The sequence below is a fragment of the Nocardia sp. NPDC056064 genome (assembly GCF_042266925.1).
Classification (GTDB): Bacteria; Actinomycetota; Actinomycetes; order Mycobacteriales; family Mycobacteriaceae; genus Nocardia.
Window position 1 is genome coordinate 4,340,400 of the sequence record NZ_JBHJWO010000001.1, and the last position, 22,221, is coordinate 4,362,620.

At 68.6% G+C, this 22,221-nt stretch carries 26 protein-coding genes; 14 read left to right on the forward strand and 12 right to left on the reverse strand.

Features of this window, described 5'->3' with window-relative positions; all coding sequences use genetic code 11:
- Position 1: 1 nt before the first annotated feature.
- Positions 2–436, forward strand: a complete 435-nt coding sequence (locus ACFC06_RS20155; protein WP_375933226.1) for an NUDIX domain-containing protein — start codon at positions 2–4, stop codon at positions 434–436.
- On the opposite strand, the gene ACFC06_RS20160 is transcribed toward ACFC06_RS20155, so the two are convergent.
- On the reverse strand, positions 412–1,023 hold the full coding sequence (locus ACFC06_RS20160; protein WP_375933229.1) for a TetR/AcrR family transcriptional regulator: 612 nt from the start codon (positions 1,021–1,023) through the stop codon (positions 412–414). The two genes, ACFC06_RS20155 and ACFC06_RS20160, sit on opposite strands and share 25 nt — an antisense overlap.
- A 63-nt stretch (positions 1,024–1,086) precedes the next feature.
- Here ACFC06_RS20160 and zapE point away from each other — a divergent pair, with 63 nt between their 5' ends.
- From zapE to ACFC06_RS20190, 6 genes are all read left to right on the forward strand, one after another.
- Entirely contained in the window at positions 1,087–2,058 is a 972-nt protein-coding gene (zapE, locus tag ACFC06_RS20165) for a cell division protein ZapE (protein WP_375933232.1), read from the forward strand.
- A gap of 156 nt (positions 2,059–2,214) precedes the next feature.
- Complete coding sequence (locus ACFC06_RS20170; protein WP_375933235.1) at positions 2,215–3,120, forward strand: DUF4129 domain-containing protein; 906 nt, start codon at positions 2,215–2,217, stop codon at positions 3,118–3,120.
- Between the two features lie 23 nt (positions 3,121–3,143).
- On the forward strand, positions 3,144–3,638 hold the full coding sequence (locus tag ACFC06_RS20175; RefSeq protein ID WP_375933238.1) for a hypothetical protein: 495 nt from the start codon (positions 3,144–3,146) through the stop codon (positions 3,636–3,638).
- 17 nt (positions 3,639–3,655) lie between these two features.
- Entirely contained in the window at positions 3,656–4,618 is a 963-nt protein-coding gene (locus ACFC06_RS20180) for a MoxR family ATPase (RefSeq protein WP_278260457.1), read from the forward strand.
- Positions 4,615–5,889 (forward strand): DUF58 domain-containing protein, encoded by a 1,275-nt coding sequence (locus ACFC06_RS20185; protein WP_375933241.1) that lies wholly within the window; start codon positions 4,615–4,617, stop codon positions 5,887–5,889. The genes ACFC06_RS20180 and ACFC06_RS20185 overlap by 4 nt, the downstream gene beginning before the upstream one ends.
- Entirely contained in the window at positions 5,886–6,332 is a 447-nt protein-coding gene (locus tag ACFC06_RS20190) for a hypothetical protein (RefSeq protein ID WP_375933244.1), read from the forward strand. Before ACFC06_RS20185 ends, ACFC06_RS20190 begins: the two co-directional genes overlap by 4 nt.
- On the opposite strand, the gene ACFC06_RS20195 is transcribed toward ACFC06_RS20190, so the two are convergent.
- The 3 genes from ACFC06_RS20195 to kstD all read right to left on the reverse strand — a co-directional run bounded on the left by ACFC06_RS20195 (position 6,322) and on the right by kstD (position 9,398).
- Positions 6,322–6,738, reverse strand: coding sequence for a pyridoxamine 5'-phosphate oxidase family protein (locus tag ACFC06_RS20195; RefSeq protein WP_375933247.1), 417 nt, complete (start codon positions 6,736–6,738; stop codon positions 6,322–6,324). The genes ACFC06_RS20190 and ACFC06_RS20195 overlap by 11 nt on opposite strands.
- 100 nt (positions 6,739–6,838) lie before the next feature.
- Entirely contained in the window at positions 6,839–7,699 is an 861-nt protein-coding gene (locus ACFC06_RS20200) for a MaoC/PaaZ C-terminal domain-containing protein (protein ID WP_375933250.1), read from the reverse strand.
- A 10-nt stretch (positions 7,700–7,709) separates the two neighbouring features.
- The gene (gene kstD / locus ACFC06_RS20205) at positions 7,710–9,398 is read right to left on the reverse strand and encodes a 3-oxosteroid 1-dehydrogenase (RefSeq protein WP_375933253.1); all 1,689 of its coding nucleotides are present in this window, start codon (positions 9,396–9,398) and stop codon (positions 7,710–7,712) included.
- A 129-nt stretch (positions 9,399–9,527) separates the two neighbouring features.
- Here kstD and ACFC06_RS20210 point away from each other — a divergent pair, with 129 nt between their 5' ends.
- Genes ACFC06_RS20210 through dmpG form a run of 3 tightly spaced genes read left to right on the forward strand, consistent with a single transcriptional unit; the run spans position 9,528 to position 12,300 of the window.
- Positions 9,528–10,313 carry a 2-keto-4-pentenoate hydratase gene (locus tag ACFC06_RS20210; RefSeq protein ID WP_375933256.1) on the forward strand — a complete coding sequence of 262 codons (786 nt, stop codon included), beginning with the start codon at positions 9,528–9,530 and terminating at the stop codon, positions 10,311–10,313.
- A gap of 22 nt (positions 10,314–10,335) precedes the next feature.
- Entirely contained in the window at positions 10,336–11,241 is a 906-nt protein-coding gene (locus ACFC06_RS20215) for an acetaldehyde dehydrogenase (acetylating) (protein WP_375933259.1), read from the forward strand.
- 12 nt (positions 11,242–11,253) lie between these two features.
- Positions 11,254–12,300: a 4-hydroxy-2-oxovalerate aldolase gene (gene dmpG, locus ACFC06_RS20220; RefSeq protein ID WP_375933262.1), complete on the forward strand. Its 1,047-nt coding sequence runs from the start codon at positions 11,254–11,256 to the stop codon at positions 12,298–12,300.
- Between the two features lie 55 nt (positions 12,301–12,355).
- Here the strand turns inward: dmpG and ACFC06_RS20225 are convergent, their stop codons facing one another.
- Positions 12,356–12,751: a hypothetical protein gene (locus ACFC06_RS20225; RefSeq protein WP_375933265.1), complete on the reverse strand. Its 396-nt coding sequence runs from the start codon at positions 12,749–12,751 to the stop codon at positions 12,356–12,358.
- A gap of 255 nt (positions 12,752–13,006) precedes the next feature.
- Between ACFC06_RS20225 and ACFC06_RS20230 the strand changes: the two genes are divergently transcribed.
- Complete coding sequence (locus ACFC06_RS20230; RefSeq protein ID WP_375935651.1) at positions 13,007–13,666, forward strand: GNAT family N-acetyltransferase; 660 nt, start codon at positions 13,007–13,009, stop codon at positions 13,664–13,666.
- Here the strand turns inward: ACFC06_RS20230 and ACFC06_RS20235 are convergent.
- Positions 13,653–14,222, reverse strand: coding sequence for a YdeI family protein (locus ACFC06_RS20235; protein WP_375933268.1), 570 nt, complete (start codon positions 14,220–14,222; stop codon positions 13,653–13,655). The genes ACFC06_RS20230 and ACFC06_RS20235 overlap by 14 nt on opposite strands.
- A gap of 54 nt (positions 14,223–14,276) precedes the next feature.
- The gene (locus tag ACFC06_RS20240; protein WP_375933270.1) at positions 14,277–14,867 is read right to left on the reverse strand and encodes a TetR/AcrR family transcriptional regulator; all 591 of its coding nucleotides are present in this window, start codon (positions 14,865–14,867) and stop codon (positions 14,277–14,279) included.
- Between the two features lie 31 nt (positions 14,868–14,898).
- Here ACFC06_RS20240 and ACFC06_RS20245 point away from each other — a divergent pair, with 31 nt between their 5' ends.
- Positions 14,899–16,101: a saccharopine dehydrogenase family protein gene (locus tag ACFC06_RS20245; protein ID WP_375933273.1), complete on the forward strand. Its 1,203-nt coding sequence runs from the start codon at positions 14,899–14,901 to the stop codon at positions 16,099–16,101.
- A 54-nt stretch (positions 16,102–16,155) separates the two neighbouring features.
- Here the strand turns inward: ACFC06_RS20245 and hsaB are convergent, their stop codons facing one another.
- Genes hsaB through hsaA form a run of 4 tightly spaced genes read right to left on the reverse strand, consistent with a single transcriptional unit; the run spans position 16,156 to position 19,666 of the window.
- Positions 16,156–16,731 (reverse strand): 3-hydroxy-9,10-secoandrosta-1,3,5(10)-triene-9,17-dione monooxygenase reductase subunit, encoded by a 576-nt coding sequence (gene hsaB, locus ACFC06_RS20250; protein ID WP_375933276.1) that lies wholly within the window; start codon positions 16,729–16,731, stop codon positions 16,156–16,158.
- Positions 16,728–17,633, reverse strand: a complete 906-nt coding sequence (gene hsaC / locus ACFC06_RS20255; protein WP_375935654.1) for an iron-dependent extradiol dioxygenase HsaC — start codon at positions 17,631–17,633, stop codon at positions 16,728–16,730. The genes hsaB and hsaC overlap by 4 nt, the downstream gene beginning before the upstream one ends.
- Positions 17,630–18,499, reverse strand: a complete 870-nt coding sequence (hsaD, locus tag ACFC06_RS20260; protein WP_375933279.1) for a 4,5:9,10-diseco-3-hydroxy-5,9,17-trioxoandrosta-1(10),2-diene-4-oate hydrolase — start codon at positions 18,497–18,499, stop codon at positions 17,630–17,632. The genes hsaC and hsaD overlap by 4 nt, the downstream gene beginning before the upstream one ends.
- A 3-nt stretch (positions 18,500–18,502) precedes the next feature.
- Entirely contained in the window at positions 18,503–19,666 is a 1,164-nt protein-coding gene (gene hsaA / locus ACFC06_RS20265; RefSeq protein ID WP_375933281.1) for a 3-hydroxy-9,10-secoandrosta-1,3,5(10)-triene-9,17-dione monooxygenase oxygenase subunit, read from the reverse strand.
- Between the two features lie 194 nt (positions 19,667–19,860).
- On the opposite strand from hsaA, the gene ACFC06_RS20270 reads away from it, so the two are divergent.
- Positions 19,861–21,036 carry a Rieske 2Fe-2S domain-containing protein gene (locus ACFC06_RS20270; protein WP_375933284.1) on the forward strand — a complete coding sequence of 392 codons (1,176 nt, stop codon included), beginning with the start codon at positions 19,861–19,863 and terminating at the stop codon, positions 21,034–21,036.
- A gap of 2 nt (positions 21,037–21,038) precedes the next feature.
- On the forward strand, positions 21,039–21,428 hold the full coding sequence (locus tag ACFC06_RS20275; RefSeq protein ID WP_375933287.1) for a hypothetical protein: 390 nt from the start codon (positions 21,039–21,041) through the stop codon (positions 21,426–21,428).
- Here the strand turns inward: ACFC06_RS20275 and ACFC06_RS20280 are convergent, their stop codons facing one another.
- Positions 21,429–22,178: a DUF427 domain-containing protein gene (locus ACFC06_RS20280; protein ID WP_375933290.1), complete on the reverse strand. Its 750-nt coding sequence runs from the start codon at positions 22,176–22,178 to the stop codon at positions 21,429–21,431. It lies immediately after the preceding gene.
- Positions 22,179–22,221: the final 43 nt, after the last annotated feature.

The following is a 22,221-nucleotide window of genomic DNA, read 5'->3' on the forward strand; positions in this document are numbered from 1 at the left end:
GGTGATCACACGCCATGTCGTCGATGCCCATCTCCTGCTGATCCGGGGGGATCAGATTCTGTTGAGTCTGCGTCGTAGCGGCGACAAGTACGACAATCGCTGGCATCTGCCCTCGGGCAAGCTGGAGGCGGGGGAGTCCGCGCGGGTGGGGGCGGCGCGCGAGGCGGCCGAGGAGGTGGGGGTGGCGATCGATCCCGCCGATCTGCGGCTGGTGCATGTCGCCCATGTCACCGCGCCGGGCCGGGATTCGCGGCTCGGGCTGTTCTTCCGGACCGAACGTTGGCAGGGCGAGCCTTTCAATCGGGAACCCGAAAAATGCTATGCGCTGCAGTGGTTTACGCTGCACGATCTTCCGGCCGATCTGATCGAATATTCGGCTCTCGGAATTGCCGCACTCGATTCCGCCGAACCCTATTCGGAATATGGTTGGGAATAGTCACTATTCGCGGTTGCCAGAAACTGTGAGACCGGACCGGCCAGCTCGGCGACGGTGACCGGGCGGTCCGCACGCAGGCCCGCGAAGCGGTCGAAGACCAGCCCCTCGAGCAGGGCCAGGAAGTCTCCCGCCGCGCGGGCGGGGTCGGGGGCGCCCAGCGCGGTGAACAGCTCGGTCGCGCGGTCGAGGGAGAACAGGCTGCCCGCCAGGCGCGCGTGCAGGCCGGGGTCGGAGCGCACCTCGATGAGCAGCGCGTGCCGGGCCACGAGATCGTTGCGGCGGTCGGTGAGCAGCTCGGCCAGCCAGGCGGCGATATCGCGCGCGACCTGCACCGGATCGCCGATCGCGGCCTCGCCCGGCAGTGCCGACAGTGCGCGCGCCGCCGCGAAATCGGCGCGTGAGCGGGCGGTGATGCCGTCGGCGACCGCTTCGATCAGGGCGTTCCTGGTGCGGAAGTAGTACGAGGTCGAGCCGGGCGGCAGCTCGAGGTGGGTATCGACGGCGCGGTGGGTGAGGGCGCGGATACCGCGCGCGGCGATGAGATCGATCGCGCCGCGCACGATCTGGCTGCGCCGGTCTGTGGACATCGTCACCTTCGCTGGTCGGCCGTCGGCTGGTCCTCTACAACTGTAGAGGACCAGGAGGTGGCAATGGGTACCGACACGGTGATTCTCGATCCGGCCCAGGTGGCGGTGGGCGACGCGCTCGCCGCCCTGCTCGACCGCCACGGCAGGCCGCGCAAGCGGCATCGGGGCCTCTACCTGCACGGCAGGCCGGGGCGCGGCAAGACGATGATGATGGACCGCTTCCTCGCCGACGTGCGCTCCGAGCGCACCCGCCGCTTCCACTTCCACAGCTTCTTCGCCGCCCTGCACGCGGCCAATCACGAACTCGGGTCGATCGAACGCGCCGTCGCGGCCCTGCTGGCCGACGCGGATCTGGTGTGCTTCGACGAGTTCCACGTCAACGATATCGGCGACGCCATGCTGGTCACGCGACTGCTCGACACCCTGTTCGCCCAGCGCCGCACCCTGGTGGTCACCTCGAACTACGCGCCCGGCGAGCTGTTGCCCAATCCGCTGTTCCACGACCGGTTCGTGCCCACCATCGCGCGCATCCTCGACAATCTCGACGTCGTCACCCTCGACGGCCCGCTCGACTACCGCACTCTCGGCGGCCACGGCGACACCGGCTTCGTCGCGGGCGCCTATGTCCTCGACACGGAGTTCGTCGACCGTGGAGCGGACGGTGTCGTCATCGAGCTGGGGAACGGCCGCATGGTCCGCGCGCTGGCCGTCGACGGCGACGCGGTGACCTTCGGATTCACGCAGCTGTGCGGCGTCCCGACCGGCGCCGCCGACTATCTCGCCCTGACCAGGCGCTTCCGGCGGTGGACACTGTGCGCGGTCCCACCGCTGCGGGAGGTCCCCGCGGACTGGGCCATGCGGCTGGTGAACCTCGTCGATGTGCTCTACGACGCCGATATCCCGTGCACCGTGCACGCCGCCGAACCAGCGGACGAATTGACATCGGGTGTACCCGGTGTCACGGAGCTCGCGCGCACGGCGAGCAGGCTCGGGCAGTTGCCGAGGGTCGTTTGTTCCGCTCACCAAACGCCCTAGTGCGGGAGGACAATAAAGGGGAGGTAATCCAAAAGAACCGATTTCCTCCCGAGCGAACCACTCGGCATGTAACTATGTGGCTGTTTTGTGCAGGCACTGGGGTTTGGTGGTACAGCTGTGATCGGGGTGAATCAGCCCATACCGCGGGCGATCGTCGTGATCGCACTGGTAGCCGGCGCGACCATCGCACTACAGGGCTATCTGCCGGAGGCGGGCGGCGACAGCACGTCCGGCCCGCCGAATCCGCTGCTGGTCGCGGTGATGCCGGTGCTGCTGCTGGTGTCCATCGTCATCCTGGTCGCCGGGGTGATCGCCAGTCAGCATCGTCTGCCGCTGGCCATGCCGCAACACGAACGCGAGGCCCTGCCCCGCTTCCGGTGGCGCCGGATGGCGGTGCTCGCGCCGATCGCCATCGCGGTGGTGGCGCTGGTGTTCGCCGGGGGCGTCACCGCGCTGTTCCTGCTGCCGGGCGCGCGCCCGATGCGGCCCGCCTCCGAGACGCTGCCCGAGGGTTCCGGCCCGGTTCCCACCCCCACCGACGCGCCCGCGCCCGACCCGACCACCGGCGCCCACGACCTCACCGGCACCGCGATGCTGATCGCGATCGTGCTGGCCGTGGTGCTGATCGGGGTCGCGCTGGTCGGTCTGGTGGTCGTCGCGGTGGCCGCGCGCCGGGAGATCCCGCCGCCCACCGCCGCCGCGCCCGAACCCACGCCCAGCGAGGTGGATTCGCTCACCCGCGCCGCCGAGATGGGCCTGGCCGCGATGAACGCGCCGGGTCAGGACCCGCGCACCGCCATCATCGCCTGTTACGTGGCGATGGAACGCGGCCTGTCCAGCGACCTCGCCGCCCGGCCGAAAGCCTCCGACACCCCGATGGAAGTGCTCGCCCGCGCCTTCGAAAGCGGTGTGCTGCACGACGCTTCGGCCCGCGAGCTGGTCGCTCTGTTCGAGGAGGCGCGCTTCAGCCCGCACTCGATGCTCGAATGGCAGCGCATGCGCGCCGAGCAGCTGCTGCGCATCGTGCTCACCGATCTACAGCGAAGGCTGGTGCCGGCGTGACGTTGGAGCAGGGAAGCCAAGGGATGGGGCGTTCTTCGGTGATCGCCACCGCCGTGGTGGCCGTGGTGGTGATCGAGATCGCGCTCGTGCGACTGGAACGCGACTTCGTGCTGCTCGCCGTGGCCCTGCCGGTGGCCGTCGCGCTGGGCATGCTGGTCTGGTCGCTGCGACATCGCGTGGTGCGCGAGGAACCGCTGACCGAGTACATCGACAACGGCCCGGCCGAGATGCTGGGCCGTTGGCACGCGCGCGCGGAGATGCTCACCGCCCGCGCCGACGGCACCCGCGCCGACTGGGACCGCCACCTGCGCCCCCTGCTGGCCAAGGAGTTCGAACTGTCCACCGGCCTGCGCGTCGCCAAGAACCGCAGAGCCACCGAAGCCGCCGGTCAGCTGCAGTTCGGTCCTGAACTGTGGCGCTGGGTCGATCCGGCGAACTCGGCATTGCGCGACCAGACCGGTCGCGCACCGGGTAGGGAGGCGCTGGACGAGATCCTGCGCCGATTGCAGACGATGTGAGGGGTTAGAGGCCACCGATGACAATGCCGTTGAACGTGACCGTCCAGCGCTCCGACGCCGTGCTGCGTGAGCTGGGCCGAGTCGTGGTCGGCAAGCGAGATGAGATGCAGCTCATCATGATCGCCGTGCTGTCCGGAGGACACATCCTCATCGAGGACCTGCCAGGTCTGGGCAAGACGCTGATCGCGCGGTCCTTCGCGGCCGCGCTCGGCCTGGATTTCACCCGCGTGCAGTTCACGCCCGATTTACTGCCCGCCGACCTGCTCGGTTCGACGATCTACGACATGTCCTCGGGCCGGTTCAACTTCCGTCGCGGTCCGGTCTTCACCAATGTCCTGCTCGCCGACGAGATCAACCGCACCCCGCCCAAGACCCAGGCGGCGCTGCTCGAGGCCATGGCCGAGGGCCAGGTCAGCATCGACGGCGAAACCTTCCTGCTGCCACAGCCGTTCATCGTGCTGGCCACCGACAACCCGATCGAGTACGAGGGCACCTACCCGCTGCCCGAGGCCCAGCTCGACCGCTTCGCCATCCAGCTGCGGCTGGGGTACCTGTCCGAGCAGGACGAGACCCAGATGATCCGGCGCAGGCTCGAACGCGGTTCCACCCCACCGCAGGTGGGCCAGGTGGTCGACGCGCACGGGCTGATGGAGATGCGCCAGTCGGTCGAGTTCGTCACCGTGCATCCCGATGTCGTGAACTATGTGGTCGCGCTGGCCTCGGCCACCCGCAGTCATCCGCAGGTGGAGGTCGGGGCCAGCCCGCGTGCCGAACTCGATCTGGTGCAGATGTCGCGGGCCAGGGCGCTGCTGCTCGGGCGCGACTACGTCATCCCGGAGGACGTGAAGGCGCTGGCGGTGCCCGCGATGGCGCACCGGATCACGCTGCGCCCGGAGATGTGGGTGCGCCGGATCAGGGGTGAGGACGTCATCACCGAGCTGCTGCGCCGGCTACCGGTGCCCCGCGCCACCAGCACATGAAGCACCGCGACGAATCCAGGACCGTCGAGGTCGACCTGCGCTGGCGGCCCGCGCCCCTGGTGTTCATCCTGGCGGGTTGTGCCGCCGCGGCGCTGGTCGTCGCGGTGCTGCGCGGCCAGTGGCAGCTCGTGGTCTTCGCCGCGCCGATGCTCGGCGTGCTCGCGACCGCGCCCTGGCAGCAGGGCCGCACCCGCATCCAGGTCGACGGCAGCGGCACCGTGCGCTGCTTCGAGAACGAGGTGATCGGCTGCAACGCGGCGGCTTTCGTCGAGAGCGGGCACGCGCTGCTGCGGATGACCCCGGTGCCGCTGGACGGCCTGAACCTCGAGGTGGAGGACGCGCACGACTCCGGCGGGGCGCCCGCCGGTCTGGAACTGTCGCTCTCGGCCGCGCGCTGGGGCCGGTATCCGGTGCAGGTCAAGGTTTCCGCGCTGAGCCCGGCCGGGCTCGCGGTCGCCACCGCCGAGCTGCCCGCGGCCAATCTGTACGTGTATCCGATCGCCGACCCGCAGCGGATGCGCCTGCCGCGCACCGAACTTCCCGATCGCATCGGCACCCACCTGACCCGCAAGCACGGTCCCGGCGTCGAGTACGCCGACATCCGCGCCTACGCGCCGGGTGATCAGCTGCGTACGGTGAACTGGCCGGTGAGCGCGCGGCGCGGCAGGCTCTACGTCACCGAGCGGTTCACCAACCGTTCCGCCGATGTGGTCGTGCTCGTCGACACCTCCCAGCAGGCGCCCGGCCCGGCCACCGCCTCGCTGGAACTGTCGGTGCGCGGCGCGGCCCAGGTCGTGCAGTCCACCCTGCAGGCCGGTGACCGCACCGCCGTGGTGTGCCTGGGTGATTCGCCGCGCTGGCTGCGGCCCGACATCGGCCGCAGGCAGTTCTATCGCATCGTCGACACCGTCCTTGGCGTCGGCGACGAACACGTCGACACCACCGGCACCCTGGCCCCGCACGCCGCGGTGCCGATCGGCGCGATCGTCGTCGCGTTCTCCACCCTGCTCGACACCCAGTTCGCGCTCGCGCTGATCGACCTGCGCAAGCGCGGCCACGTCGTCGTCGCGGTGGACGTGCTGCGCGGCACCCCGTTCGAGGAGGGACTCGACCCGACCATGGCCAAGATGTGGCAGCTCGAGCGCGCCTCGATGTATCGCGACATGGGCACCATCGGTGTCGACATCATCGCCTGGCCGGAGGAGACCCGGCTCGACCAGGCCATGCGCCTGCTGCCCCAGCACCGCCGCACGGTCCGGGTGCGCCGATGATCCGTTTCCTCGCCCTGCTCGCCGGTCTGCTGCTCGTGGCCGCTGTCGCGCTGATCAATCCACCGGCCGGGCTGGCCGCGCTGGCGCTGGTCATCGCGAGCTGGTGGTGGCGCCCGGCCTCGATCGGCGCGGTCCTGGTGGTGATCGGTGTGCTGGCCTTCGCCGACATCGGTGTCATCGCGGCGGCCGCCACGGGCCTGGTCGCCACCACGTACCTGTTGAACGCGGCCGTGCTGCACGCCCCCGACGGCGTGGTGCCCACCACGATCCCCTCGGTGGGCGGGGCCATCCTGTTCACCATCGCCGCGGCCACCGCCGCATTGGTGCCGGTCCAGCTCGTCTGGGCGCCGCTGGCCGCGCCGATTCTCATCGTGCTGATCTACGCCCTGCTCGTCGGCGGCCTCACCGCACGACCGCACGCCGAGACGTCCGCTACCCGATGAGCGCGCCGAGCCAGTGCTCGGGCTCCAGCCACACCGTGACGTGTTCGCCCAGCTGGTCGTGCGCGAACGCCAGGTACTGCGTGAGCGCGTCGCCGCTCAGATAGCGGGCGGCCATCTCCTCCACCTGAGCGGGGGTGGAGGTCTGGACCCGTGCGACCGGGCCCTCCACCGAGACGTACTTCACCTCGGGTTCCACCGTGTCGACCATGAGCCCGAAGCGCCCGGCGGCGGTGATCGCCGCCATCTTCGTCGACCCCGGCAGGGTGGTGATCCAGGGCCGTCCACCGGGCTCGTAGGCGTACCAGATGGGAACGGTCAACGGTCCGCGATCGGGGAGCCCGACCGACAGCGCGGCCACATGCGGTCGCGCGAGAAACTCTTGCTTTTCCGTCTGTGTGAGTGCCATCTCCGGATGATCGCACCACCCACCGACACCCGACCCGCGCCGCGGCGGGCACCCCGGTGACGGTGACGGCGAATCCCGCACCGCCACCGGGGTGTTCGGCTCAGGCGATGCGCAGGGCGACGTCGCTCAGCACGGGCGCGTCGTCGCGTTCGGCGACGGTGACCACCCCGATGAGCTGATCGTCCTCGCGCCAGACCTTGACGCGCAGCGTCTCGCCGGGATAGAGCACGCCCGCGAACTTGGCGCGGAAACCGGCCACCCGGGCCGCGTCGCTGTCGAGCAGCGCGTCGGTGATGGCCTTGCAGACCGTGCCGTAGGTGCACAACCCGTGCAGGATCGGTGCGGGAAACCCGGCTCCCTTGGCGAATTCGGGGTCCGAGTGCAGCGGATTGCGGTCACCGCAGAGCCGGTAGAGCAGGGCCTGTTGTGGCAGCGTCGGCGTCAGCAGCTCCGCGTCGGGTGCGCGTTCCGGCAGCGCGGTCTTGGCGCCCGGTCCACGCTCGCCACCGAAACCGCCCTCGCCCCTGGCGAAGATCGACGAGCGCGCCGTCCACAGCGGCGCGCCGTCGGAGCCGGTCACGGTGTGTTCCTGCACGATCACCGCGTTGGCGCCCTTGTCCCAGATCTCGCTGATCCGGCCGGTGCTGGTCGCCTTGCCCGTGGCGGGGATCGGCCGGTGCACCTCGATTTCCTGATGCCCGTGCACCACCTTGGCCAGGTCGATCTCGATGCCGGGGAAACTCACCCGCGGCGGATCGGTCTCGCCCAGGGTGGGCGCGACGGTGGCGAAGGTGGGCAGCACCTGCGGGGTGCCGTCGGTGAGGTAGCGCAGTTCGGCGGGCTCGGTGTAGCGCGCGCCCGCGCCCAGGCCCAGGTGGTAGAGCTGCACGTCGGTGGAGGTCCAGCTGAACTCCCTGGCGGGCAGCTCCGCGCCGAGCGCGGTCTGCAGATCGATCGGCATCGACTGACTCCTAGGAGGTCGGGGCGGCCGCGGCCGCCTTGGCGGCGGCGATATCGAGCACCGCGAGGTAGGCGAAGGTGATCGCGGGACCGATGGTGGCGCCGGGGCCCGCGTAGGTGTGGCCCATCACGGGCGCGCTGGTGTTGCCCGAGGCGTAGAGACCCTCGATCACCGAATCGTCCTCGCGCAGCACGCGTCCGGAGGTGTCGGTGACCAGGCCACCCTTGGTGCCCAGGTCGCCCGGCACGATCTTGGCCGCGTAGAACGGGCCCTGCGAGATCTCGGCCAGGCACGGATTGGGCTTGACGGTGGGATCGCCGTAGTAGCGGTCGTAGTGGCTGTTGCCGCGGCCGAAGTCCACGTCCTTGCCGGTGATGGCGAAGCCGTTGAACCGCTCGACCGTGGTGGTGAGGCTGTCGGCGGGCACGCCGATGCGTTCGGCCAGCTCGGCGATGCTGTCGGCCTTGACGATGTAGTCGTTCTCCAGCCAGCGCGACGGGAAACGCTGACCCGGCTGCAACCCGGCGAAGATGTAGCGGTTGCGGTAGCGCTGGTCGAACACCAGCCAGGCCGGGATGTTCGCGCCGGGCCCCGGCCCCTGCCCGTACTCGCCGCCGTACATGGTGTGCACCGCCTCGACATAGGGCGCTGACTCGTTGCCGAAGCGCTCACCCCGGTCGTTGACCATGATGGTGCCCGGCAGATTGCGCTCGGCCAGCGCGAACCAGGGCTTGCCGCCCTTGAAGATCGTCGGACCCCACCACGCGTCCTCCATGAGATCCACCGTGCCACCCGCTGCCATACCCGCGACGATGCCATCGCCGGTGTTGGCCGCGGCACCGGTTGTCCACTCAGTGGTTATCGGCTGACGCTGGTACTTGGCCCGCATGTCGGCGTTGTGCTCGAAACCGCCGGTGCCCAGCACCACGCCGTAGCGGGCGGTGAAGGTCGTCGGCTTCCCGTCGACGGTGGCCTGCACGCCGGTGACCCGGCCGTCGGTGACCACCAGATCGGTGAGCGGGGTGTCGAGCAGCACCGGAACACCCGCGTCGAGCAGGCCCTTGCGCATGGCGGCGATGATCGCCTGACCCATCCCCAGCAGGTGCTTGCCGGTGGCCTTGGCCCAGTAGGTGCGCGCGCCGACCCGCATGGCCCGCATCATGCCCTTGGGATGACGCTTGATCAGGTTGAGCCGCACGAAGTCGGCCTGCATGACGACCACGTTCAGCGGTGCCTTGGCATAGGGCGGCTCCAGATTGGCCAGCTCGGCGCCCAGGACCTTGCCGTTGAACGGCGTCGGCTCGCACGAGCGGCCCTCGCCCAGCCCGCCCGGCGCCTCCGGGTAGTAGTCGGAATAGCCGGGAACCCACTTCATCTTCAGCGGCGTGTGGTCGAGGACGAAGTCGAAGGCCTCGGCACCGCGATCGAGGTAGGTGTCGATCTTCTCGGCGGGCACCGCATCGCCGATGATGCTGTGCAGGTAGGTCCGCGCGTCGTCGCGGTCGTCGGGACGGCCCGAGGCTTTCAGCGCCTTGTTGCCCGGAATCCAGACGCCACCGCCGGATCGGGCCGTGGACCCGCCGTAGTGCGCGGCCTTCTCCAGCAGCACGACGCTCAGTCCCTTGTGAGCCGCGGCGAGGGCGGCGGTCATCCCAGCGGCGCCGCTACCCACGACCACCACATCATATTCCTCACTCATGTAGAACACGTTATAGAATGAGACCCTATTTCCGCTATGTTGTCTGGAAGAAGGGCTGATGGTTGTCCGGGAAACCGGTTACAGTTTTGAAGTCCACAAGCTTCCGCCCGTGCTGCCAAGGAGGTCCGCGTGCTGCCCGACGCGGTACGAACCCGACTCGCCGACGAACTGGCCCGTGCCGAGGACGAGCGGGTCGCCGTCTCGCCGCTGGTCGGCCGGTTTCCCGAGATCGACGTCGTCGACGCCTACGAGATCCAGCTGCTCAATATCCAACGCCGGCTCAGGTCCGGCGCCAAGGTCGTCGGCCACAAGGTCGGCCTGTCGTCCAAGGCCATGCAGCAGATGATGGGCGTCGACGAGCCCGACTACGGGCACCTGCTCGGTGAGATGGAGGTCTTCGAGGACGTCCCCGTCGACACCTCGAAGTACCTGCTGCCGCGCGTCGAGGTCGAGGTCGGTTTCGTGCTCGGCGCCGACCTGCCCGGCGCCGACTGCACCGAGGCCGACGTGCTCGCCGCGACCGTCGCCTTCGCCCCCGCGATCGAGCTGATCGATTCGCGGATCGAGGACTGGAAGATCGGCCTGGCCGACACCATCTCCGACAACGCCTCCTCCGCCGGTTTCGTGCTCGGCCGCGAACGCGTCGCGCCCGGCGACATCGACATCACCGCCATCGACGCCGTGCTCACCCGCAACGGCGAGGTCGTGGCCGAGGGCCGCTCCGACGCGGTGCTCGGTGATCCGCTGATCGCGGTCGCCTGGCTGGCCCGCAAGGTCGCCAGCTTCGGGGTGCGGTTGAAGGCCGGCGACATCGTGCTGCCCGGTTCCTGCACCCGCGCCATCGATGCCCGTCCCGGTGACGACTTCCTCGCCGAGTTCACCGGACTCGGTTCTGTCCGTTTGCGTTTCAGCTGACCAGACTTCCTAGGAGTACACCGTGACCAGCAAAGTCACCGCCGCGATCGTGGGGTCCGGCAATATCAGCACCGATCTGCTGTACAAGCTGCTGCGCTCGGACAAGATCGAGCCGCGCTGGATGATCGGCATCGACCCGGAGTCGGAGGGGCTGAAGCGGGCGCGCGGGCTGGGTCTGGAGACCTCCGCCGAGGGCGCGGACTGGCTGCTGGCCCTCGACGAGAAGCCGGACCTGCTGTTCGAGGCCACCTCCGCCTATGTCCACCGCGCCTACGCGCCGAAATACGAGGCCGCGGGAATCCGTTCGGTCGACCTCACCCCGGCCGCGGTCGGCCCCGCGGTGATCCCGCCGGTGAACCTGGACTCGCTGCGCGACGCCCCGAACGTCAACATGATCACCTGCGGTGGTCAGGCCACGATCCCCATGGTGGCGGCCGTGTCCCGCGTCGTGCCGGTCGCCTACGCCGAGATCGTGGCGTCGGTGTCCTCGGTGTCGGCCGGTCCGGGCACGCGCGCCAATATCGACGAGTTCACCAAGACCACCTCCAAGGGTGTGGAGACCATCGGTGGCGCGCAGCGCGGCAAGGCCATCATCATCCTGAACCCCGCCGAACCGCCGATGATCATGCGCGACACCATCTTCTGCGCCATCCCCGAAGACGCCGACCGGGACGCCATCGCCGAGAGCATCTTCGGCATGGAGAAGTCGATCCAGGAGTACGTGCCCGGCTACCGCCTGCTCAACGACCCGCAGTTCGACGATCCGTCGGTGATCTCCGGCGGCATGGCGAAGGTCTCGATCTTCGTCGAGGTCGAGGGCGCGGGCGACTTCCTGCCGCCGTACGCGGGCAACCTCGACATCATGACCGCCGCCGCGACCCGCGTGGGCGATGTGCTGGCCGACCAGATCATCTCGGCTCGGGTGTAAGGAGATTCGACCATGAGCAATATCCTGAAGCCCTTCTCGGGTGAACTCGACGTCCGCGTCACCGACACCTCGCTGCGCGACGGCTCGCACCACAAGCGCCACCAGTTCACCGTCGACGAGGTGCGTAATATCGTTGCCGCCCTGGACAGTTCGGGTGTGCCCGTCATCGAGGTGACCCACGGTGACGGCCTCGGCGGCTCCTCGTTCAACTACGGATTCTCGAAAACCCCTGAGCAGGAACTGATCAAGGCCGCCGCCGAGACCGCCGAGCAGGCCAAGATCGCCTTTCTGATGCTGCCGGGTGTCGGGGTCAAGGAAGACATCAAGATCTCCCAGGACAACGGCGCCTCCATCTGCCGCATCGCCACCCACTGCACCGAGGCCGATGTCTCCATCCAGCATTTCGGCCTGGCGCGCGAACTCGGCCTGGAGACCGTCGGGTTCCTCATGATGGCCCACTCCACCACCCCGGAGAAGCTGGCGAAGCAGGCCCGCATCATGGCCGACGCGGGCTGCCAGTGCGTCTACGTCGTCGATTCCGCGGGCGCCCTCGTTCTCGAACAGGTCTCCGACCGCGTCTCGGCCCTGGTCGCCGAACTCGGCGACGACGCCCAGGTCGGTTTCCACGGCCACGAGAACCTCGGCCTCGCCGTCGCCAACTCCGTCTACGCCGTGCGCGCGGGCGCCACCCAGATCGACGGCTCCGCCCGCCGCTTCGGCGCCGGCGCGGGCAACCTGCCGGTCGAAGCCTTCATCGGCGTCTGCGACAAACTCGGCATCAAGACCGGCGTCGACTTCTTCGCCGTCACCGACGCCGCCGAAGACGTCGTCCGCCCCGCCATGCCCACCGAATGCCTCCTCGACCGCCAAGCCCTCATGATGGGCTACGCCGGCGTCTACTCCAGCTTCCTGCGCCACGCCGAACGCCAGGCCGAACGCTACGGCGTCTCCGCCGCCGAAATGCTCGTCCGCGCAGGCCAACGCAAACTGGTCGGCGGCCAGGAAGACCAACTCATCGACATCGCCCTCGAACTCCAACGCGAAGCCACCACAGCCTGACCCACCACCTCAACCGAACGGCGTGACCCGGCACCCCCGGGCCACGCCGTTCGCGTCAAGATACCTGTTGCGCGGACTCCCGCTCGGCGAGGAAAGTATCGAGCAGGTCGAAAATCGCTGTGAGAACGATGGTCTCCTGCTCCTTGGTGAGCGGAGACACCGAGTCGTGGTCGGGGAGCGCGATCTGCCGGATCTGCGCCGACCACGCCAGTGGACTGTGCTCCAGGTTCTGATACCGAACCAGCCATTCGTGCCATCCGGTCAGTACTGGTTCACCGCGCCGCCGACAGGCCATGTCGTAACCCTCGATGTAGGCAAATACGCCCCGCAGATCGGTATAGCCGATATACAGCCCGGTCCTCTTGGCGAACTCGGCGAAGAACTCGCGGTCGGTCATGTCGTACGGGTGCTTGGCCGATGGATCGGGAACGGCACCGTAACTCTTCTTCACCTGACGATCATGCCCGGTGAGCAGGCCCGGGATGGCGGGAAACTCGCTGGACGCGGGGGTTATAAGTGAAGGATGGGCGAATCTGTCGGGACATTGTTCTGTGGGGTCGAGCTGGCGGCTCGGGTCGAGGGGTTGGAGGCTGCGGCTATTGCCGGGGCGGCTGAGGTGGCCGCGGGGCGGGAGGGGGCGGGGTTTGTGCGGGGGTTCGGGGGCGGGGCGGCTTGTTTCACGGGGGTGGGGTCGCCGTTGAACAAGGTGGTGGGGGTGGGGTTCGGTGGGGTGCCTTCGGTGGGGGAGTGGGAGGAAGTCGAGCGGGCGTATGCGGCGGTGGGGGTGTCGGTGCAGGTGGAGTTGGCGCATCTGGCGGATCCGCGGATCGGGGCGGAGTTGACGGGGCGGGGGTATCGGTTGGTGTCGTTCGAGGATGTGCTCGGGGTGGAGCTCGGTGGGCGGAGTTGGGTGGCGCCGGTCGGGGTGGAGGTGCGCAGGGACGAGGGTGCGGAGATGGGGACGTGGCTGGATGTGGTGGTGGAGGGGTTCGCGCATGCCGATGACGAGGGTGTGGCTTCGCACGAGGAGTTTCCGCGGGAGGCGATCGCGGCGGTGATGCGGGATATGGCCTCCACCAACAACACTCGTCGGTATCTCGCGTTTCGTGATGGTGTGCCCGCCGGTGGGGCGAGTATGCGGACCGGGGGCGGGGTGGCGGCGCTCGCGGGGGCGGCGACATTGCCCGGGCATCGGCGGCGCGGGGTGCAGACGGCACTGCTGTCCGCGCGGCTGGCCGAGGCCGAAGCGGCGGGGTGTGAGCTGGCGGTGATCACCACCCAGCCCGGGTCGACGTCCCAGCGGAATGCGCAGGGGCGGGGATTCTCGCTGCTCTACACGCGTGCGGTGCTGGTCAAAGAGGTCTGACCGACGCTGTGAGAGCCTCGATGACCTGGGCGATTCGGCGCGCCCGGGCGGTGGGGCTCGTCGCTTTGAGGACCGGCAGGAAGAGCCGGTACTGGTCGGAGCGGCCGAGGGCGTCGTAGGCGGTGTGGGCTGCGGGATGCGCAGCGAGGGCGGTGAGCAGGTCGGCGGGGGTATCGGCCGTGCTCTGGCGTTCGTAGGCGCGGGACCAGCGGCCGTCGGCGACGGCCTCCTCGATGGTGGCGAGACCGGCAGGCCGCATACGGCCCGCGGCGATGAGCGCCTCGGCCTTGGCCACATTGACCTGCGACCACGGGCTGCGGGCGCGCCGGGGCGAGTAGCGCTGGAGGTAGTGGTGGTCGTCGAGGCGGCGGCGGTGGCTGTCGATCCAGCCGTAGCAGAGGGCACCGTCGAGGGTTTCGGTGATCGTCACCGAGGGTTCGGGTGCGCCCTTCTTGGCGATGCGGACCCAGACCTCGCCCACGGTCGCGTGATTGGCCGCCAGCCAGGCATCCCATTCGCGGGCGTCGGCGCAGGTGAGGAATTCGATCTGGTTCATGGGAACCATCCTGCGCCGCAAAGTGCTCACCGAATGAGCAGTTTGCCCGGCGATCTACGCAAGCGCGGCGAGGAGGGTTCGCGCGGCCCGCTGTGCCTGATCGGTGCGCTCGGGACTGTCCACGCCTTGCAGGTGGAAAGCCCAGTGCGCCTCGAACAGGCAGGCCAGGGCGTACGCCGTGGTGGCCACCTGATCCGGTGACGCGGCCGGGTAGGCAACGGCGAGCTGCTGCTCGAGCCCGGGCAGCCACCGCCCAGTCCAGAGTTCGCGAAGGCGCTCGCGCACAACGCTTTCCCTGGCCGCGAGCGCGACCAGCTCGCACCACACCACCAGATCATCGCGACTCTCGTACGCGCCCGGCTCGAACATCGACGCCACCCGTCGCTCGATCGGCTCGTCGGCGCCCAGCCGCAACATCGCATCGCCGTAGGCCGCCACCGCATCGGTGATGAAGGCCCGCATGAGCCCGTCGCGATTGCCGAAATAGTGCAGGACCAGGGTGCGCTGCACACCCGCCGCCGTGGCCACCCGCGACAGCGTCGTCGCGGAGAAACCCTCCGCGGCCACCACCGAACGCGCCGCCCGCAGGATCTCGGCGATCCGCTCCTTGGCCTTGCTCGGGCGCCCGACTTTATTTATTGTCATGATAGTCAATATATTCGATGGGGAGGTAGTGATGCGAGTTCTGGCACTGGGTGGGGCAGGGGAGATGGGGCGCGTGGCGGCGCGCGTCCTGCACGGCGACAGCCGGGTGACCGCGCTGACGATCGCCGACCGGGACGAGGCGGCGGCCGGGGCGTTCGCCGCGGAACTGGGCGTCGAGGCCCTGGGCCTGGATGTGACCGACGGTCCGGCGCTGGACGCGGCCCTGCGCGCGGCCGACCTCGTCGTGAACACCGTCGGCCCGTACTTCCGTTTCGGCCCGCCGATCCTGGCCGCCGCCATCGCCGCGGGCTGCGACTACATCGACATCTGCGACGACCCACAGCCCACCATCGAGATGCTGGAACTGGACGCGCGAGCGAAGGCCGCCGGCGTCACCGCGCTGCTCGGTATGGGCGCCAGCCCCGGCGTCGCCAATCTGCTCGCGGTGCGGGCGGGTGCCGAACTCGACCGGGTCGACTCCCTGGTCACCGGCTGGAACATCCACTCGGCGCACACCGAACCCACCACCACCGGACCGACCGCCGCCGTGGTCCACGGCATGCGCCAGATCAGCGGCGACATCCCGGTCACCCGTGACGGCGCCCGCACCGAACGCCCTGCGCTGGAACGCTTCCGCCTCGACTATCCCGGACTCGGCACCGGCGAGGGCCGCAGCTTCGGCCACCCGGAGGCCGTCACCTTGCCGCTGGCCTTCCCCGGCCTCCGCGCCGCCACCTCGGTGGTCGTCGGCGACCGGACGACCACGACCGCCCTGCAAGCCCTGCGCTGGGCCATCGACCGCCGCCTGCTGACCCTCGACCGCGCCGCCCGTCTCGCCGCCCGCGCCGAACACCTGCTCCCCGCCGACCCGGCCACCCTCGTCGCGGCAGGTGGCCTCCCGCCGCTGTTCGCGATCGCGACCGGTCTGCGTCACGACTCACCCGCGACGGTGGCCACCGCGCTGTCCCAGGTCCCCGGCCTGTCCATGGCCGAGAACACCGGCGTACCACTCGCCGTCGGCGCCCTGCTCCTGGCCGAGGAGCCGAGGCCGGGTGTCCACGCCCCCGAGACCCTGCTCGACCCGGACCGCTTCTTCGCCGCGTTCGCGCGGCACTGCATCGGCGCACCGGACCCCGCGGCGATGACGGTCACCACCCGCGACTGGGACGGACCCGAGACCAATGCCGCGGCACTGTCCGCGACGCTGCTCACCGCGCTGGTCGCCGCACGCTGAGTGCACATGCGAACCGCCCCGCTCATCGCGTGATGAGCGGGGCGGCAGCGACATTCACAACCAGGTGTCGAGACTGGTGGTGGTGAGGAAGTGGTCCAGATCCGCGCGCCACGGCGCGGGCGTGGTCTTGTCCGGCTCGATGCCGGTGTACTGACCCCGGTAGAACAGCAGCGGCCGCCCACCGGTGGTCTCCGATTCGGCCAGCGCGTGGACCCGGCCGATGACGATGTAGTGGTCACCGCCGTCGACCACGGAATCGACCGTGCACTCGATGGTGGCCAGCGAATCGGCCAGCACTGGCACCCCGAATTCGGAAGTGCGCCAGTCGACTCCGGCGAACTTGTCGGTCTCGCGGGAGCCGAAGCGCGCGCAGGTCGGCTGCTGCTCCTCGGCCAGCACGTTCACACAGAACCGGCCCGCCGCCTCGATCGCCGCCCACGAACGCGAGCCCTTGGTCGGGCAGAACAGCACCAGCGGCGGATCGAGCGACAGCGCGGCGAAGGACTGGCAGGCGAAACCGATCGGGGCACCGTCGGGGTCGAGCGCGGTGATCACGGTGATGCCGGTGCAGAACTGCCCCAGCACATTACGGAATTGCCGGCCGTCGATCGCCGGGGTCTGTTCGGTCATGGCCGGAACCCGACGCTGAAGTCGTGACCCCACAGACTCACCGCGGTGGATTCGCGGGCGATCCAGTCGTGGTCGTCGACTTCCAGTCCCTCGCAGCCGAATTCGATGTCGAACCCGCCGGGCGTCTTCATGTAGAACGACAGCATCTTGTCGTTGATGTGCCGCCCGAGCGTGGCCGACATCTTCACCTTCTTGCGCAGCGCGCGGTCCAGGCAGAGGCCGACGTCGTCGGAGTTCTCCACCTCGACCATGAGGTGCACGATGCCGGTGGGGTTGGGCAGCGGCAGGAACGCCAGCGCGTGATGACGCGGGTTGCAGCCGTAGAAGCGCAGCCAGGCGGGGTCGCCGTCGGCGGGACGACCCACCATCTGCGGGGGCAGCCGCATGGAGTCGCGCAACCGGAAACCGAGGATGTCCTGGTAGAAAGCCTGGGCGGCGGCGTCGTCGGTGCAGGTGAGCACCACGTGACCCAGGCCCTGTTCGGCGGTGACGAACTTGTGGCCGTACGGGCTCACGAAGCGGCGGCCCAGGTACTGCGCGCCGTAGAACGCCTCGAGGGTGTTGTCGGAGGGGTCCTGGAACCGGATCATGCCCTCGACGCGCCGCTCGTCGAGTTCTTCCTTGGTGCCCTCGGTGAAGGAGACCCCGGCCTTGTCGAGGGTCTCGCGCAACTGCTGGAGTCCGCGGGCGTCGGCGACCTCCCAGCCCGAGACGAGCAGCCGGTCACGCTCGCCGGGCACGATCACCAGGCGGGCGGCGAAATCGTCCATGCGCAGGTAGAGGGCGTCGGGGTTCGGCCCGGTGCCCTCCATCATGCCAAGGACCTTGAGGCCGTATTCGCGCCAGGCCGCCATGTCGGTGGCCTCGATGCGCATGTAGCCGAGTGCGCGGATACTCATCAGTTGTCTCCGAGGAAATCGATGGTGAGCCGGTTGAACTCGTCGAACTTCTCCAGCTGCGCCCAGTGCCCACAGCCGCCGAACACGTGCAGCTGCACGCGCGGGATCACCTTGGTGGCCACGAGCGCGCCGTCGAGCGGGTTCACCCGGTCTTCCCGGCCCCAGATGAGCAGCACCGGCTGACGCAGCTTGTAGGCGTCACGCCACAGCATGCCCTTCTCGAAGTCGGCACCGGCGAAGGACTTGCCCATCGCCTTCATGGCCGCCAGCGACTCGGGGGTATTGGCCAGGGCGAAGCGCTCGTCGATGAGCTCCTCGGTGACCAGCGACTGATCGAAGACCATGATCCGCAGGAACTTCTCCAGGTTGTCCCTGGTCGGTTCGTAGGTGAACTTCGAGAGCAGCTTGACGCCCTCGGTCGGGTCGGGCGCGAACAGGTTGGTGCTCAGCCCGCCGGGACCCATCAGCACGAGTTTGCCCGCGCGGGTGGGGTGGTCCAGGGCGAATCGCACCGAGGCGCCGCCGCCGAGGGAATTGCCGAGCAGGTGCACGCGCTCGGTGATGTCGAGGTGATCGAGCAGGGCCAGCAGTGCGTTCGAGCTGTGCACGAAGTACTGCGGGTGATCGACCGGCTTGTCGGACTTGCCGTAGCCGGGCTGATCGGGCGCGATCACGTGATAGTGCTGCGCCAGCACCGGGATGTTGCGGGCGAAGTTCGACCATGCCGAGGCGCCGGGCCCGCCGCCGTGCAGCAGCACGATCGTGGGGCCGTTGCCCACGCCCGCCTCGTGATAGTGCAGTTTCAGGTCGGGGGTGACCTGCGCGAACCGGGAGGTCGATTCGTAGGTGAGTTCAGCGGTCTGGGTCATCGGCTACACCATGGCGTCGGTGACGGGCAGGCCGAACTCGTGCGTGCCGTACATGACGTAGGCGCGCTCGGGATCGTTGGCCGCGTGCACACGCCCGGCGTGCGCGTCACGCCAGAAGCGCTGCAGCGGGGTGCCGTTGGCCAGCGCGGTGGCACCGGAGGACTCGAAGAGCTTGTCGATCGAGGCGATCACCCGGCCGGTGGCGCGCACCTGGTCGCGGCGGGCGCGCACGCGCAGGTCGAAGGGCACTTCCTGACCCGCCTGCAACAGCGCGTACTCCTCGGCGACATTGCCCGAGAGCTGCCGCCAGGCGGCGTCGATATCGCTGGCCGCCTCGGCCACGCGGACCTTGGCGAAGGGGTCGTCCTTGGCGTTCTCGCCGGCGTAGGCCGCGCGCACGCGCTTGCCCTGATGCTCGACGTGCGCCTCGTAGGCGCCGTAACCCATGCCGACGATCGGCGCGGAGATGGTGGTGGGGTGGATGGTGCCCCACGGCATCTTGTAGACCGCGTCGGGGTTCTGCGCGAGGCCGGGCGCGCTGCCCTCGCTCATCGCGCGGAAGCTCAGGAAGCGGTGGGTGGGGACGAAGATGTCCTCGACCACCACGGTGTTGGAACCGGTGCCGCGCAGGCCGACGACATTCCACACGTCGTCGATGCGGTAGTCCGAGCGCGGGATCAGGAAGGAGCCGAAGTCGACCGGCTTGCCGTTCTTGATCACCGGACCGCCCAGCACCGCCCAGGTGGCGTGATCCGAGCCCGAGGACCAGGCCCACGAGCCGCGCACGATGTAGCCCCCCTCGACCGCCTGACCGGCGCCCATCGGGGCGTAGGAGGAGGAGATCCGCACGTCGGTGTCCTCGCCCCAGACGTCCTGCTGGGCCTGCTGATCGAACAGCGCGAGGTGCCAGTTGTGCACGCCGATGATGCCCGCCACCCAGCCGGTGGACCCGCAGGCGCTGGCGATGCGGCGCACGGTGTCGTAGAAGACGACCGGGTCGGCGGCGTGCCCGCCCCACTGGGTGGGCTGGAGCAGCCGGAAGAAGCCGGTCTCCTGCAGCGCCTTCATGGATTCCTCGGGAATGCGGCGCAGGTCCTCGGCCTCCTGCGCGCGTTCACGCAGTGTCGGCAGCAGTGCCTCGACCCGTTCGGTCACTTCTTGCGTCATTTCGGAGCCCGCTCCTGCCTTGTCGGATCGACAACCGGTTCTTGTTCGACTCTGAGATTAGAACAGGTTCTCATTTCTGTCGAGAAGATGGCCCTACCTCGGATATAACAGGGGCGTGGAGCGAAGTTCGCTGGACAACTGGCGTGAAGCGCCCTCATTTTGTAACGTGTTCTAGTGAACAAGGAGGGTTCGGGATGGCAGTCAACCCCAAGGTGAGGGAACTCGACGTCGGCACCACGCCGACCAGGTTCGCGCGCGGCTGGCACTGTGTCGGTCTCGCGAAGACCTACCGCGACGGCAAGCCGCACGCGATCGAGATCTTCGGCACCAAGCTCGTGGTGTGGACCGACACCAACGACGAGATCCGCGTGCTCGACGCCTACTGCAGGCACATGGGCGGCGACCTGAGCATGGGCACGGTCAAGGGCGACGACATCGCCTGCCCGTTCCACGACTGGCGCTGGGGCGCCAGCGGCAAGTGCACCTCGATTCCGTACGCGCGCCGCGTTCCGCCGCTGGCCCGCACCAGGAAGTGGACCACGCTCGAACGCAATGGTCAGCTGTTCATCTGGCACGACCACGAGGGCAACGAGCCGCCCGCCGACGTCACGATCCCGCACATCGAGGGCCCCTACACCGACACCGAGGGCAACCCCAGCGAGGTTCATGACAGCGGCTGGACGCCGTGGACCTGGAACACGATGCACATCGAGGGCTCCAACTGCCGCGAGATCATAGACAACGTCGTGGACATGGCGCACTTCTTCTACATCCACTATGCCTTCCCGACGTACTTCAAGAACGTCTTCGAGGGGCATGTGGCCACGCAGTTCCTCGAGACCAAGGGCCGCCCCGATATCGGCATGGCCGCCAAGTACGGCGGCGAGACGCTGCTGAAGTCGGAGGCCTCGTACTTCGGGCCGTCGTACATGGTCAATCCGCTGATCAACATCTACGGCGGATACGAGATCAAGGTCGTGCTGATCAACTGCCACTACCCGGTCAGCCAGGACGCCTTCGTGCTGCAGTACGGCCTGGCCGTGGAGAAGCCCAAGGGCATCGACGACGCCACCGCCGAGAAACTGGCCGCCTCGATGACCGAGTTCTTCGGCGACGGCTTCCTGCAGGACGTGGAGATCTGGAAGCACAAGTCCAAGGTCGAGAACCCGCTGCTGTGCGAGGAGGACGGGCCCGTCTACCAGCTGCGCCGCTGGTACGAGCAGTTCTATGTCGATGCCGCCGACGTCACCGAGAAGATGACTCAGCGCTTCGAGTTCGAGGTCGACACCACCAAGGCCAACCAGGCATGGGAGGCCGAGGTGGCGGAGAACCTGCGCCGCAAGGCCGAGTCCGAAGAAGCAGGCGTGTAGGTATGTCCCCGGGGTCTGGCAGTCCGCATCGTTCACCGGATTCGACGCAGCGCGCGTCGATTTCTCCGACCTGGGCCAAAGCGCCCGACTTCGCCGATCAGCCCGCGCGGCAAGCGGCGGTGCGTGCCCAGACCACGGTCGACAAGCAGCATTACCTGGACAACGGCCTGACACCGCTGCGGTGTCAGGCCTGCCAGGCCCAGGTGCTGGTGCGCAAATCCAGCGCGCACCAGACCTCGGTGCAGTGGACCGAACGCCCCGACACCCACTGCCCCGTCTTCGCCCAGCTCAGCGCGCACGGCGCCCGTCCCGGCAGGCCGGAATCGTGCCCGTCGCTGGAGAAATCCATCAAATGGGCGGTCGACGAGGGCGTGCTCGAGATCCCCGAGTGATCAGCTGAACGGTGTGTCCGGCCGCTCCTGCAACACCCCGTCGACGAAGATGTCGACCTTCTCGTTGTAGAAGCAGGCCAGCCCCGCGATCTTCTGGCTCTCCGGCAGCGGCGTCCGGTAGATCCACACGATGTCGCGATGCTCGGCGCCCTCCACCTCCACATGCCAGTAGTCGGCGGTCCCCTTGTACGGGCAGCTGCTGTGGGTGTCGGAGGGCGTCAGCAGATCCATCCGCACATCGGGCAGCGGCAGGTAATACCGTGCGGGCAACCCGGTTTCGAACAGAATCCGCGGCGACGAGGAATCGGCCACGGTGACCCCGTCGACCTCCACCCGCACATTCCGCGAACTGGCGAGAATATCGACCCGCGAATACGGATCACGCGGATGCACGAAGATCGGCTCGTCCTCCTCGAACCAGTCGAACGCGCCGAACTCCAGCCGCACAGCGTCTTTCAGATCCGGATACGCCGAATCCGCATACCGCACCGCCGCCCCCTCGGCCCGCAACCCATCCACCACCACGTCGTACCCCGTAGCCGTCCCCCGGCCGTCATGATGCTCACTACCCCCGTTCGGCTCCAGATCCGCACTGATATCGACAAACGGCACGTAATACGTCGGATAGTACGGAACCTCCCACACCAACAACGGCCGCAAAGTATCACCCACCAACCGCCCCCGTAGATACACCCGCACCCGCTTGGAACTCCCCGCAATCCGCGCCCGCCACCGCTGGGTATCAGTCACCTTCTCGACGGTACGCCAGCGATCACCGGTCCCGCCGACGCTC